Annotated in this window: 16 protein-coding genes; 14 read left to right on the top strand and 2 right to left on the bottom strand. The window is 48.2% G+C overall.

The annotated features are described in order from the left end of the window. The 9 genes from DEALDRAFT_RS03235 to DEALDRAFT_RS03195 all read left to right on the top strand — a co-directional run. A partial coding sequence (locus tag DEALDRAFT_RS03235; protein WP_008514822.1) for a DUF192 domain-containing protein occupies positions 1-296 on the top strand: 296 nt, incomplete at its 5' end. A gap of 18 nt (positions 297-314) precedes the next feature. After that, on the top strand, positions 315-875 hold the full coding sequence (locus DEALDRAFT_RS03230) for an A24 family peptidase (protein ID WP_083798606.1): 561 nt from the start codon (positions 315-317) through the stop codon (positions 873-875). 158 nt (positions 876-1033) lie between these two features. Continuing rightward, the gene (locus DEALDRAFT_RS03225; protein ID WP_008514820.1) at positions 1034-1657 is read left to right on the top strand and encodes a hypothetical protein; all 624 of its coding nucleotides are present in this window, start codon (positions 1034-1036) and stop codon (positions 1655-1657) included. 12 nt (positions 1658-1669) lie between these two features. Beyond that, positions 1670-1939 carry an EscU/YscU/HrcU family type III secretion system export apparatus switch protein gene (locus DEALDRAFT_RS03220; protein WP_008514819.1) on the top strand — a complete coding sequence of 90 codons (270 nt, stop codon included), beginning with the start codon at positions 1670-1672 and terminating at the stop codon, positions 1937-1939. Between the two features lie 102 nt (positions 1940-2041). Then, positions 2042-2878, top strand: coding sequence for a methyl-accepting chemotaxis protein (locus tag DEALDRAFT_RS03215; protein WP_008514818.1), 837 nt, complete (start codon positions 2042-2044; stop codon positions 2876-2878). Positions 2879-3026: 148 nt separating this feature from the next. Next, positions 3027-3659, top strand: a complete 633-nt coding sequence (locus tag DEALDRAFT_RS03210) for a TetR/AcrR family transcriptional regulator (RefSeq protein ID WP_008514817.1) — start codon at positions 3027-3029, stop codon at positions 3657-3659. 15 nt (positions 3660-3674) lie between these two features. Further along, a complete protein-coding gene (locus tag DEALDRAFT_RS03205) occupies positions 3675-4529 on the top strand; it encodes an ABC transporter ATP-binding protein (protein WP_008514816.1) in 855 nt (284 codons plus the stop codon). Beyond that, a complete protein-coding gene (locus DEALDRAFT_RS03200; RefSeq protein ID WP_008514814.1) occupies positions 4522-5247 on the top strand; it encodes a fluoroquinolone export ABC transporter permease subunit in 726 nt (241 codons plus the stop codon). Before DEALDRAFT_RS03205 ends, DEALDRAFT_RS03200 begins: the two co-directional genes overlap by 8 nt. Before the next feature lies 1 nt (position 5248). Further along, a complete protein-coding gene (locus DEALDRAFT_RS03195; protein ID WP_040378348.1) occupies positions 5249-5971 on the top strand; it encodes an ABC transporter permease in 723 nt (240 codons plus the stop codon). A 37-nt stretch (positions 5972-6008) separates the two neighbouring features. On the opposite strand, the gene DEALDRAFT_RS03190 is transcribed toward DEALDRAFT_RS03195, so the two are convergent. Continuing rightward, complete coding sequence (locus tag DEALDRAFT_RS03190; RefSeq protein ID WP_008514810.1) at positions 6009-7070, bottom strand: DUF933 domain-containing protein; 1062 nt, start codon at positions 7068-7070, stop codon at positions 6009-6011. Positions 7071-7237: 167 nt separating this feature from the next. Between DEALDRAFT_RS03190 and mntA the strand changes: the two genes are divergently transcribed. The 4 genes from mntA to DEALDRAFT_RS03170 all read left to right on the top strand — a co-directional run bounded on the left by mntA (position 7238) and on the right by DEALDRAFT_RS03170 (position 10775). Continuing rightward, positions 7238-7642, top strand: coding sequence for a type VII toxin-antitoxin system MntA family adenylyltransferase antitoxin (gene mntA, locus DEALDRAFT_RS03185; protein WP_008514808.1), 405 nt, complete (start codon positions 7238-7240; stop codon positions 7640-7642). Further along, positions 7642-8076: a type VII toxin-antitoxin system HepT family RNase toxin gene (gene hepT / locus DEALDRAFT_RS03180; protein WP_243441132.1), complete on the top strand. Its 435-nt coding sequence runs from the start codon at positions 7642-7644 to the stop codon at positions 8074-8076. The genes mntA and hepT overlap by 1 nt, the downstream gene beginning before the upstream one ends. Positions 8077-8225: 149 nt before the next feature. Continuing rightward, entirely contained in the window at positions 8226-8846 is a 621-nt protein-coding gene (locus DEALDRAFT_RS03175) for an NAD-binding protein (protein WP_008514806.1), read from the top strand. 201 nt (positions 8847-9047) lie between these two features. Further along, a complete protein-coding gene (locus DEALDRAFT_RS03170; protein WP_008514805.1) occupies positions 9048-10775 on the top strand; it encodes an aldehyde ferredoxin oxidoreductase family protein in 1728 nt (575 codons plus the stop codon). Positions 10776-10831: 56 nt separating this feature from the next. Here the strand turns inward: DEALDRAFT_RS03170 and DEALDRAFT_RS15805 are convergent, their stop codons facing one another. After that, complete coding sequence (locus DEALDRAFT_RS15805) at positions 10832-12037, bottom strand: carboxypeptidase regulatory-like domain-containing protein (RefSeq protein ID WP_008514804.1); 1206 nt, start codon at positions 12035-12037, stop codon at positions 10832-10834. 143 nt (positions 12038-12180) lie between these two features. On the opposite strand from DEALDRAFT_RS15805, the gene DEALDRAFT_RS03155 reads away from it, so the two are divergent. Beyond that, positions 12181-13599, top strand: a complete 1419-nt coding sequence (locus DEALDRAFT_RS03155) for a tRNA nucleotidyltransferase/poly(A) polymerase family protein (RefSeq protein ID WP_008514803.1) — start codon at positions 12181-12183, stop codon at positions 13597-13599. The last annotated feature ends 11 nt before the right edge of the window (positions 13600-13610 follow it).

Here is a 13610-nt window from a genome sequence, read left to right as displayed (position 1 = left end):
GCCGCGCCGATACATTTTTCAAGCGGCTGCGCGGCCTTATGTTTTCCCGGACTTTCCCCGGCGATATAGATGCTTTGATGTTGTCCCCCTGCAATGCGGTTCATACGTTTTTTATGCGTTATAGCCTGGATGTACTTTTCCTGGATAGCAATATGAAAGTCCTCCACATTATTTACGGCATGAAACCGGGAAAGCTATCACCGGTGATAAAGGACGCCCGTTATGTTGTGGAAATGGCGGTAGGAAGTGCGGGAAGCAGTGGGGTTTGTGTAGGTGACTTGTTGGTGTGGGATTAAATTAGGAAAGGCGGTGTGATGATGTTGTCTGTGTGGTTGATGTTTGGTTTTGTGACCGTTTGTATGATTACAGATATTATTGAGCGCAAAATTTATAACGTGGTTGTGCTGGCAGGACTTGTAACAGCGCTGGTCTTAAATGTTATTGTGCAGGGATTTTATTCCGGGGCCGTCTTCACTCTGGCAGGATTCTTTACCGGCATTTTTCTCTTAGTAATTCCCTTTGTTTTTGGCGGCCTGGGAGCCGGTGATGTTAAAATGCTGGGGATGATAGGCGCCTTTACCGGCTATCCGGTGGTAATCCAGGTGTTATTGGTGTCGGCTATTGTAGGAGGTGTATTTGCTTTGTACACAATGCTAAGACAGGGCAAAATGTTTAAGAGACTGAAAACATTTTTTCTTGGTATCTTTTGTGCCGCAGCAGCCAGAAAAACTGTGCATATGAATAATTTGGACGAGAAGGACGCGGGAAAAAACGCTATCCCCTACGGTGTGGCCCTCTCCGTTGGTGTAATCATTGTCTATGTAATGGGCTCAATGAACTACATCATGCCCGGCTTCAACGCCATGATCTTCTAATAAACTGGGGGTCAGGTTTAATGTTTTTAATCTTTCCTGCAAATTTGCATCTAGCTAAACAGCCCGTGCTCCTGCGCGGGCTGTTTTTTGCATCAGCTGCAGGATTTTGGCTTTGTTTTGCGAAATGTAGAAAGCAAATCCCAAAGGATGGTAATATTATGCTAAATGGTATCGGTTCCCTTGTTGCTCTTTTGCGTAGTACAGACTCTGGAAAAGTGCTTACGCCGCGTTTTTGGGCGTTGGTCCTGGAGGCTGAAGGTGATAATGCCTTATTGGAAACAAAGGGGGAGCAGGTTCGGGTAAAGCTGGAAACACCGGTGCAGGCCGGGGAAAAATTGCTTTTGGCTCGGGGGAACGTAACAGGAGGACGACTGCAGTGCCGTATTTTACAGCGTCTGGCTCCCGGCGAGCAGGGCGGTCAACTTACAGATACGGTATCTGTACTGTTTTATCCTGAGCAAAACGAACAGTTTCCTTACTTGCTCACGGTGGAGGAGGAGCAAAAAGGGGAAAATTTTTCTCATAATAGGCGCAAGTGGCGGTTTGTGCTGCATACTGAAAATCTGGGAACAGTAATTCTGGTGGTCGGTGAAACTGAAGGCCCCCTTTCTGCCCAGTTGCTTGTGGAAAGCGATGCGACAGCGGCGCGCCTGGGGCGTCTGACTCAATTGTTTGGCAGCGATAATACCTCCGGTGTTGTTTTACACGGAATCAGGGTAATGAATAGCTCTGAACGTAAGCGGACTCTGGGAACCGGGGTGTCGCTGGATCAGCATGGCTAAGGAGTTGGTTTTATGCAGGGCAAAAAGCCTTTAAAAGCAGTGGCACTACAATATCAGGAGGAAAAGGATGATGCTCCCCGGGTGGTGGCCCGCGGTGCCGGAAAGATTGCGGAGCAGATTTTGTTGCTGGCGCAGGAACACGGTGTGCCGGTTAAGCAATCCAAAGTCCTGGCAGAGACATTGTCACTGGTAGAGCCGGGAGATGAAATCCCTGAGGGTCTGTACCTGGCGGTGGCGCAAATTATGTCTGAGGTGCTTGCGGTGGATGCTTCCCAACACTGATGGGGGAGCATTTTTTTTCGTTAATTGCAGGAAAATTTCCGCAAATGTAGAATCTTCCACAAAATACAACATAATCTTACATGCCACCAAGGAGGAAGTAATTTGGAGAAATCAGAGAATTCGCTGTTGCAATGCTTTTTGCAAGTATCGCCGTTTATCAATGATTTAACCATGGGAGACCTGGCTGTTGCCATTAGCAATACCAAAGAAATTTTAGCCTATATTCCGGGAAAAACCATCGATCATAAAATTAAAGTGGGAGATGAAATAAAACCGGAGTCTGTGGTAGGTACTACCTTGTCCAAGGGCCAGCGGGTGGTTAGACAGGTGGGAGCGGAAGTCTATGGAATTCCTTATGTAGGTATCGGCCTTCCCGTTCGCGATGAACAAGGAAATATTATCGGTGCGGTTTCATTCAACGAAAGCCTGGAGCGGCAGGAATCACTGCGCAGCATGGCTGACAACCTAAGCGGGGCAACCCGTGAGTTAAGCGGCACCACGGAAGGTTTGGCGTCGCAGGCAGAAGAATTGGCTGCAGTGGGGCAGCACCTGTCTGCCATGGGAACCCAACTGGGCAATAGTGTGGTTGAGACCAACAGCCTGCTGCAGGTGATGCAAAAGGTAGCGGCTCAGACCAATTTATTGGGTCTAAACGCCAGTATAGAAGCCGCCCGCGTCGGTGAGAAGGGCCGCGGCTTTGGTGTGGTGGCTGATGAAATCCGTAAACTGGCGGACAACAGCGTTAAGTCTTTAAAAGAGATTGAAGAAATCCTGGGAACGCTGAACAAGGCCAAGGAAAGTATTTCCGGTGAAATTAACCAAATTGGCAGCATATCTTCTGAACAGGCAGCTGCTACCCAGGAAATGATGGCGGCGGTGGAAGAAATGAATGCCATGGCCCAAAACCTGCTGGAGTTTGCGGAAGAATTATTGAAATAGATTCAACAAAAGTCCTGCCTAACGGCAGGCTTTTTTGTACCCAAAACCGGGTCCGGTCAGACTTTTTGTTGACAATGTGACAGTGATGTCATATGATGAAAATAAGAAAGTGACAAGGGTGTCATATGAGAGTAGGGGAGGTGAATAAGTGCCTAACCAGACCTTTTTTAATCTGCCGCAAGAAAAGCGAGACAGAATCATCGATGCTGCTTTAGAAGAGCTCTCACAGAATTTGTTTGCCAATGCCAGTATCGCCAGGATTGTGGAAGAAGCGGGCATTTCCCGGGGAAGTTTCTATCAGTATTTCAACGATCTCTTTGACCTCTACAACTACCTCTTTACGCTTATCGGCGAGGAAAAAATCAATTATATAAATGATTTTAATAAAACACTTCAGCAGGCAGATTTTATGACAGTAATCCGGGCTTTGTATTCGGCGGGAATAAGTTTTGCCCGGGAGCACCCCAAATATGCCAGGCTGGGAGTCAACTTTTATAAGGAAGATGCCCAATTCCGTGCGAGGATTATGGGAGACCTGGCTGAAATGTCACTGCAGTATTTTGAGAAATTATTGCAGGATGGTCAAAAGCGGGGAGAAGTGGATTCAGGAGTTGATGTAAAGGTGGCAGCATTTCTTTTTCATACAGTTCACATTGCCATTATGGAGCATAGTCTGCAACACCACGACCCGGAGTACCTTTGGGCTGAGGAAGGCGGTTTTATGACCATTGCTGAAAAGGCGCTGTATATTCTGGAAAACGGCCTGAAGGTCAGGGCCTAAAAAGGGGGAATAGCTATGTTTGCAGTAAAAGACCTGGTTTTTAAGTATCCGCGTAATAAAGAAGATACGCTAACCGGAGTTTCTTTCGAAGTTGCCGATGGTGAAATTTTCGGCCTGCTTGGTCCCAGCGGTGTGGGAAAGAGTACTACTCAAAGAATTCTCATTAAACTGCTGGACAAATACAAAGGGGAAATTCTCTATCACGGCCGTGATTTACAATCTTATGGGCGGGAGTATTACCAGGAAATTGGCGTAGGCTTTGAAATGCCGGTCCATTTTTCCAAGCTGACGGCACAGGAAAACCTGGACTTTTTTAAAAAGCTATACCGAAACAGTGCGGATACAGACCAACTGCTGAAACGAGTGGGGCTCTACCATGACCGGGACAAAAAAGTCAATGAGTTTTCCAAAGGCATGAAAGTCCGGCTTAATTTTGTGAGAGCATTGTTAAATAACCCCAAAGTGCTTTTTCTCGATGAACCAACCAATGGCCTGGATCCCAAAAACGCCAGGATTATCAAGGATTTAATCTTGGAGTTTAAAGAGCAGGGCGGCACAGTACTATTGACCACCCATTTAATGAATGACGTGGATGAGCTCTGCGACCGGGTGGCCTTTATGGCCAAGGGACAGATAGCTGAAATTGACACACCTAAAAATCTGAAGTTAAAATATGCCCAGCGGAAAGTGCAAGTGGAGTACGAGGCTAACGGTGGCACACAAAAAGAAGAGTTTGATCTGGATACACTGGGCACCAACCAGGAGTTTTTTGCGGTGGTTAAAGAGAAGCGAATCATCACTGTGCATAGCAAGGAAACCAGCCTTGATGATATTTTTATTAAGGTGACGGGAGTTGAGCAGGATGAATAGCATTGCAATCCTGATGGCCGGAGAAATGCAGCGGCTGAAAAAATACAACATCCTCACCGCCAGCTTTACCGTTGCCCTTTTATGGATCGGGGTGCTGGCTCTGACAGAGATTCAGGATTTAAGCATGATTTTGCCGCTGGTCCTTTTTCTGGATGCCACCTCCATGGCCATGGTACTGATTGGTGTGACCATGTTTTACGAAAAAGAGGAGGGGACCATTAAAACCCTGCTTGTTTCCCCCATCAATAAAGTGGAGTATATTCTGGCCAAAACGGCAACAAACATCTTTTCCAATCTGATTACCCTGGCTCTGGTGTACGCCTACGCCCGGATTTTCCGGGAAATTAGTATTAACCTGGCCATGCTGGCCGCTGCGGTGATTCTTATCTCATTTTTTCATTCACTGGTAGGGTTTGTTCTGACTTACTCTTCCCGTGACTTTACGTCACTTTTAGTAGGCATGGTAAAGTATACGGTGGTTTTAATGGTGCCGGTTATTTTGGAACAGGTAGGTTTAATTGCCGATGAGACGGTGAGCAATCTGCTGCTTGCATTGCCTACCAAAGCATCCATGGTAATGTTGAACGCCGCAGCTCACACTCCTGAGTTGTGGGAGCTGCTGTTGGCCATTGGTTATCTTGTTGCGGCGTCTGCCATCTTATTTGTCTATGTGGTGAGAAGGTTTGATGAATATGCCGTGAAGGAAAGTGGTGTTTAATATGTATGCTACATTCATGATTAGTGAATGGAAGAAGTGGCAAAGAGATCCGATGATGGGGATTCTTATCTTTTATCCGCTTTTCCTGGCTTTAATCGGCCGGTATTTGCTGCCCTATATTGCCGACACCAGCGGATTTCCCCTGGAGATGTATGCCGACATCATCCTGGCGTCACTTTCATTAATGACACCGCTAATTTTCGGAGCGCTTATCGGTTTTTCCGTGCTGGATGACCGGGATGACCAGATCCTTACTTCCATCCAGGTAACACCCCTAAGCCTGTACCAGTTTCTTTCTTTCAGAATGCTGATGATTACCTTCATCTCGTTTATTGCTGTAATGTTTGTCCTTTGGTTCTCTGACATTTACCAGTTATCTTTGGCAGTTTTGCTCTCAATTTCTTTTCTTGCTGCTTTAGGTGCTCCGGTCACCGGTTTCATTATTAATGCTCTGTCCAAAAATAAAATTGAAGGTTTCGCCGTGATGAAAGGAGCAGGCACCGTCCTGATCGTTCCGGTGCTTTCGCTGCTATTTACCGATGCCCGGGAATTCTTTTTCGCCGTTGTACCCGGTTTTTGGCCGGCTAAAGCTCTCAGTGTAGCCATACATGGTGAAAGCGTTTTGCTTTTGACGTATTATCAGTATTATTTTGCCGGGCTTGTCTATGTTGTCCTGCTAAACATACTGGCCTACCGCTGGTTTTTGGGAAAAGTTAAAGTGTAGAACAAAAGAAGCACTTCTCCGTGAAGTGCTTCTTACCTTAAACATTAAAGCGGAAGTTAATGATGTCCCCGTCCTGTACCAGGTACTCTTTGCCTTCCAGGCGGAGTTTTCCCTGGTCACGGGCGTTTTTGAGTGAATCTCCCAGTTCCCTGAACTCAGTGTAGTTGATAACCTCGGCGCGGATAAAGCCGCGTTCAATATCGGAATGAATCTTACCCGCCGCTTTTTTGGCAGGGGTCTCTTTTTTAATGGTCCAGGCCCGGACTTCGTCCTCACCCACAGTAAAAAAGGAGATAAGGTTAAGCAGTTGGTATGTGGCAGCCGCCAGGCGGGCAATGCCCGACTCGGTTAAGCCGTACTCCGCCAGAAACTCTTCCTGCTCCTGCTTGTCCATCTGGCTGATTTCTGCTTCCAGTGTTCCAGAGAATTCAACCAGCGGATAACCTGTTTCTTCGCACTCAGCAACTATATTTTTTCGGCCCTCGTAGTCTTTTTCCTGCAACTGCTCTTCATCAAGGTTCACCGCCACCAAAACAGGGCGAGAGGAAAGGAAAGCATAATTGCGCAGAATGGGTAAGTCATCTGCGGACCAGTTGCCGGCGGAAAGGGGACGGGTTTGTTCCAGCAGCTCCTGACAGGCTTCCAGGACACGCTGCTCTTCCGGAGTGCGTTTTTGTTTTTTATCCTTTGTTTTGGGGGCCAGTAAGGTTTCTACCTGGGCCAGGTCTGTCAGTATCATTTCTTCCAGAAAGCTGGAGAAAGCTTTATCGGGAGAAACCGGTGCTTCCGGCCAGGGAACAGACGGATCACGGTGTGCCCGGACCACCACCGCCAGGGCATCACAGGCTTTTAGCCGGTTTGCCGCTTCACTGGTTAATTCACCGCTGCTTCCCAGAGAGGGGAAGTCGGCAAATTCCACCGTGGCATACGTGGTTTTTTTAGGATTAAAAATTTCCGACAATGCATCTACCCGGTCATCGGGCACGCGGGCTGCTCCCTGGGGGATGCCGCCTTTATGCCCTGTGGCTGATGCGCCGGTTAAAAGTTGAAACAGTGTTGTTTTGCCGGATAATGCCGGCCCTACTATACCAATTTTCATTTTCTCTACCACCTCACGAATTCAATCATAGCGCAGGGAAAGTCCGCTGTCAACAGCGTTTATGGCTTCCATTGCCGGTGCTGATAACTATAAACGCGCTTTGTGCAGGAATCAGGACAGGCAAGTAGAAATACAATATAGCAATGAAGATATACCGGAGGTTTGCTATGCTTGATTACAGGCAGATTCATGTCAGAGCGCTTTCACCGGTTCTGGAAGAATATCCCCAGATCCGTCTGGGTTATGTTTTTGGTTCTTATCTGTGCCGCGAGCGTTTTCGTGACGTTGATATTGCGGTGCTTCTAGATCCGGAATATGCCCGGGAGTCTTTGGAAAGTGATGTTTTGGGCTGTCGCATTGGGCAGGCCCTGCAATTGGGCTGCGATGTGGATTTAAAAATTATGAATAAAGCTCCCATTGAGTTTCGCTACACCATAGTGCGCAACGGCAGTCTTTTCTTTGCCCGTAACGAAAGGGAGCGAATTAATTTTGAAATACAGGTGCTGGATGAATTTCTCGATTACAGGGAAACTTTATCCTGGTTTGATACACAAGGGGGTGCCAGTTGGTAGTGCGTTATCATGGAGCAGAAGATTTTATCCGCGATTTGGCTTTATTTGATGAGGTAATGGGGGACTGGCGGAGGTACCGGGAGACGGTTTCTCTGCGTCAGCTATTGGAAAACCGGGATACCCGTAACATGGTGCTCTACAGCATGCTGATTACATTTCAGTCCGTTATGCGCTGTTCTCATCACGTTATCATAAAAAATTATTTGCCCAAGCCGGGCACTTACGAAGAAACATTTCTTATTTTAAGAAAGGCGGGTCTTTTGGAGTCATCCTTTGCCGACAAGCTTGCCGGCTTGGTCAGTTATCGTCAGGCACTGGTAAATTCTCCTCAGGCTGTGGATTTACGGGAAATTTATGAGGTACTTTCCAACGACCTGCAGGTTCTGGAGTTGTACCGTGTCAAGCTGGAAGCGTTAATGAAAGACGAAGAATAAAAATAAAAGCCCATGCGTGGGCTCTTATTTTACCGGTAGGAAATTATAACGCTTCCCATTTTGCGAAGCTGCTAAGGAAACCGGTATTGAAAAGCACGCGCTGAGGAAATCGAATACGCGTGCCTTTCTTGTCAGGCAGGAGGGGAATTATGGAAACATTAATATTGGGAGCAGGACAATTTGGACGCCGCGCGGCTACTTTTCTGCAGAAAAGTAAAGGCAGTATTGCTATTGTGGACAACAACAAAGAGGCATTAGACCAGGTTACAGGAAAAACGCAGACTTTTAAGTCTGAGGCCATAGAGTTTATGCAAAAGCACCTGGACCGATATGAGTGGGTTGTTCCGGCCATTCCGGTGCATGTGGCCCTATTATGGCTATTTTCTGAGTTTAAGGATGCCGGCCGGCAAATTGAAAAAATTTCGGTGCCTGAACAAGTCACAGTGCCAAATCCCTTTTGGCATAACGGGACGCTATACGCCAGCCTGGCCAGTCACCTCTGCCCGGAGGACTGTCCCGAGCCGGACGGTTACTGCACTGTTACAGGGGAAGAGCGAAAAGAGCCGCTGTACAGGATTTTAGGTGAATTGAAAGTTCCCGGTTTTACCGTCAATGTGCTGCAAAGCCATCAAATGGCGCCAGGTGTGGGCGGTTTGCTGGTGAGGGAGCTAAAGGAGCTGAGGGAAGAGTTTAAAAGTGGCAAAAGCAGCAGAATTTTAGCCACATCCTGCGGCTGTCATGCGGTGATAGATGCTTTTACAATTAAATAGCCCCATGTTAAAGCCGTTATTTACGGCTTTTTTTATACTGGAAGTTATAACGGCTTTGCAGTTTGCAAAGCTGCTAAGGAAATCAGTATCAAAAAGCACTCGCTAAGGAAACCGAAAAAGCGAGCTTTTTTTATTTTTTTTACATATTGGTAGTGGTCTGGAAGAAAAATATAAGGAAAAATATATGAAGGTGGTGTTTTAATGGGTAAATGTATTAAGGTAGACATGACAACAAAAGAAGTTAAAGTAACAGATTTACCCGAGCGTTATACTCATCTGGGAGGCAGATTGCTGACATCGCAGTATATTTATGACGAGGTTAGACCCACGTGTCATCCATTGGGAGAAGACAACAAGCTTATCATTGCTCCTGGCTTGCTCTCAGGAACTATGGCGCCTTCCTCCGGCCGAGTTTCCATTGGATCAAAGAGTCCTTTGACAAAAGGTATTAAAGAGTCAAACGGAGGGGGTATTACCGGGCAAAAGTTAGGTGCCATGGGTATTCGCGCCATTACCATTGAGGGGCTGCCAAAAGATGATGAACTACAGGTACTTGTGGTTAATGACGACGGGGCAAAATTAATCGCCCATCCTGACCTGGCCGGCAAAGGTGCCTATGAAACCACGGAAATATTACGGAATAAATACGGCAAAAAAGCGGCCGTGGCCTGTATCGGGCCCGCCGGTGAAATGCTCATGGCCAATGCCGGTATCGCAAACTGTGATGTGGAAGGCAGTGCCAGCCGCTACTGCGGCCGTGGCGGGCTGGGTGCGGTGATGGGCTCCAAGCGCCTCAAGGCAGTTGTTATTGATACAGCCAAGACCCGCGCCGATGATATCCATGACGAAGAAACATATAAAGCTGCCAGTAAAAAGTTCAGTAAAATGCTTAAGGACCATCCTGTTTGCGGTGAAGCACTGCCCAAGTTCGGCACCAATGTGCTGATGAATATTCTCAGTGAAGCGGGCGGTTTGCCGACGCGCAACTTCTCCGAGGGTCGTTTTGAACATGCCGATGCCATCGGCGGGGAGACATTGGCCAAAGTGTGTGAGGAGCGGGGCGGGGCAGCAACTCATCGCTGCATGACAGGCTGCGTTATCGGTTGTTCCAACTCCTATCCGCTGCCCGACGGCAGAGTGGTCTCCCCCATTGAATATGAGACTGCCTGGTCTTTTGGAGCGCATTGTGATATTAAAGATCTGGATGTTATTGCTGAATTAAACTGGCTGGCCAATGATATCGGCCTGGATACCATTGAAGCCGGCGGCGTTTTGGGCGTGATGATGGAAGCAGGAGTGATTCCCTGGGGCGACGGCAAACGGGCCATTGAAGTAATGGAAGAAATCCGTCAGGGGACTCCGCTGGGCAGAATTGCCGGGCAGGGTGCGGTCTATGCGGGGCAGGCTTTTGGTGTCACCCGTGTTGCTGCGGTGAAGGGTCAGCATATGCCGGCCTATGAACCGCGCACCGTTAAAGGTATGGGCGTAACCTATGCCACCACCCCCATGGGTGCCGACCATACAGCGGGTTACTGCGTAACTGCCAATATTCTTAAGGTGGGCGGCTTTGTGGATCCGCTAAAAGGGGAAGGACAGATCGATCTTTCCCGTAACCTGCAAATTGCCACAAACCTCATTGACGGTACTGGATTCTGTTTGTTTATCGCCTTTGCCGTTTTGGATGATGAGCAAGGCGTGCCCACCATAGTGGAGTTGATGAACGCCCGCTACGGCTGGAATCTGACCGTGGATGATGCGGTGAAGATGGGACAGCAGTCTCTGAAAGCGGAGAGGGATTTCAATATTCAGGCCGGCTTTACCAAAGAACACGACAGGCTGCCTGATTTCATGCTCAAAGAGAAACTGTCACCGCATGATATTCATTTCGATATCGGTGATCAGGAATTGGATACTTTGCATAATTACTAGCAACCAACGGGCCTGCAGCACAAAACTGCAGGCCCGTTTTCCGTTTGTGGAATATATTAATTAAAGGTTATGGGATGAAAACGATACAGGGTGGCAATCACATCATCGGGCTCTTTACCGCCATCTTGGCGTCCAGGCTGCAAAATGGGATCGCCGATTTGTGCCAGACCGTCTTCACCGTTACTGGAGTTGGCCAAAACATGATTGTTGGAGAGAATCAGCGGTTCACCGCTTTCCCGGTCATAAACAACGCCGCCAAATGTCCCTGCCGATACCTGGTAGTGGCCGATGCTCATCCCGGGCTTTGCCGGGCGCATCTTAACTTTCCTGTCCTGCGGGCCTTCAGTCCAGTACCTGTTGGTATCTGCAGTTAATAAGCCGCTCTCCACCACATCGGTAGGTACATGGTTTATAAACGGCGGTACCAAGTCCTCTGAGCGCAGGTTTTGCGGTGATACTTTTTTCTCTACCAGAACGGTCAGGCAGTGAGTGCCGGTATCTACGCCCGCCACCACTTTATGTCCGATACCGACGCCTACTACGTTGGAGAGCTTGAGCAGACTGTCTGCCCAAGATTCACAGATAGTTTGCAGGGACCGGTAGCTGTTCTCAGTATCCGGCCAGGAGTATTTATCTTCAGCGTCCAGCCGCACATTAAGGGCCAACAGTACTTCGGTAATGGGATGATATATTGTTGCTTTGGGTCCGCCGGCAAAGAGTAAGCCTACAGCGTGGTTTGCATTGTTTAAAAGCAGTGAACCGCTGTCTCCCGGCTCGCCCATTTTGCTGGTAATAATCTGATTGGTAAAACGGGCAGACTTGCCGGAACCAAAGCCCACGTTTACCGTAGCTCCCAGAGTGGTAATATGCCCCCGGCTAAAACCGGTGGAACGGCCGCTTTTTTGCACATTCATCCCCACCGTTGCTCCGGCCATGCCTCTGATTCTGCCAATACCCAAGATGCTGCTGTCCAGCAGATCAATGGAAACAGGTTTGGCAACCGCTGCATCTACCTGGTATTGTTTTGTTTCCAACACCCTCACCAAATACGTACCGCCGGGTAATTCCAGTTGGTAGTTGCCGTTGGCATCAGCTTGAGTTTCCGCCACCAAATCTCCTTTAACTGCACGAAAAACATCAATTTTAGCCCCGGGGATAGGGTGCCCGTCTTCATTCCTGGCCTGGCCGCGCAGTGTCTTTCCCCCGACTTTGCAGTTATTTGCAGCTTCACCGGCAATCCAGACAAAATCCTTTTTTTTCATCTATCTTCCTCCTGTTTTAATGAGCTTTGTGGTTGATACATAGTACACTACAGAGAGGAAGGCGGTGAAAATTTTTTTGAAATAAAAGGAAAGCGCCATTTAAAACAGAAATATTATATTTCAGAAGAAAATGGGGTGATGGCTTGCGCACCAAGCTTCTTGCTTTGGCGGATTTAGCGCAGAAGGAGCAAAAAGAAATATATATTGTGGGGGGCTTTGTCCGGGATGCGCTGCGCGGCATCCCTTCCTGGGATGTGGATTTGGTTGTGACCGAAGAGGCGGAACAGTTTGCCAAGCGTGCTGCCTGGCGCATGCGGGGCGAGTATGAAATGCTTGATTCCCAGTCACAATACTCCCGCATTTTTCTTGTTGCTTCCGACGGGCGTCCCTTTTCCCTGGACCTGACACTGGTGCATGGGGGAAAGCTGGAAGATGACTTAAAGCGCCGTGACTTTACTGTTAACGCCATGGCCGTATCACTGAATAACTATCTTCATGCCCCTGACTGGCAAGAGTCTGTTATAGATCCATGCGGAGGAAAAGAAGACCTGCATGTTGGCCGTCTCCGGTTAACAACGGAGGAATGCATTCTCAGGGATCCGGTACGGTTGTTTCGTTCTGCCCGCTTCCTTTTACGCTTAGGGTTGCAGTTTTGTCCGGATACATTGGCTGTGCTCAAAAAAAATGCTGGGCAGATTCGCTATGCACAGAAAATGAAGCTTTCCATGGAGTTGTTTCAACTGCTTGCCCAGCCTTATGCAGCGGATGGTATGAAAATCCTCCAGGATGAACTGGACGTGCTGACCCACTTTTTCGCTCCTTTTGCCCGGATGAACCAGGTTATTGTGGAAGGAGAAGCAGTTTTTGCCCACGGTTTGGAAGTTTGCCGGGCACTGGAAAAAATATTGGGTGAAAATTATTGTTTAACCTCAGAGCTATTACACAAGTTGCATGCCCATCTGAGGCAAAAAGTTGCCGGAAACAGGCCCCGTCTGTCTTTTTTGCGCCTGGCGTGTATTTTACACGACATAGGCAAGGTGGATGGAGTGCAGTGTGAGCGAGCCAAGCAGTCCTTTAACCATGAAATTGCGGCGGAAGCATACATTGGAAGCTTGGCACAGCGGCTGTGTTTTACCCAGGAGGAAGAAATGTACCTGATCCGCCTGATCTGCAACCATTCCCGCCCACTGTATACCAGAGAAGTTGATTTGGGTGCCAACTTGCGGTTTTTCCGGCAGTTTGGCGATACGGTGCCGGAATTAGTCCTGCTTAGTATGGCGAACCTGGTAGCGCGCCATGGCATGGATGCAATGCGATGCAGAGAACTGAGCTGTTTGCTGGATGATTATTTTGCCGGCAAGTATGCCACTTTACCGGAGCCTGTAATTTCTGCCAGAGAAATTATGGAGTTTTTTAATCTGCCTCCGACACGGGCTATTGGCAAATATTTGGAAGCGGTTTATGCCGCTCAACTGGAAGGCCGGGTAAAAAACAGCGGGGAAGCGCTGTCTCTTGTTTCAATTTTGCTGGAAGCCCGTAATAAGGGCGGTGAAGACACTTAAACAGTGAACGG

The organism is Dethiobacter alkaliphilus AHT 1 (genome assembly GCF_000174415.1).
Classification (GTDB): Bacteria; Bacillota; Dethiobacteria; order Dethiobacterales; family Dethiobacteraceae; genus Dethiobacter; species Dethiobacter alkaliphilus.
Note: the sequence above shows the minus strand (reverse complement) of the source record. Positions and strands in the feature narration are given on the sequence as shown.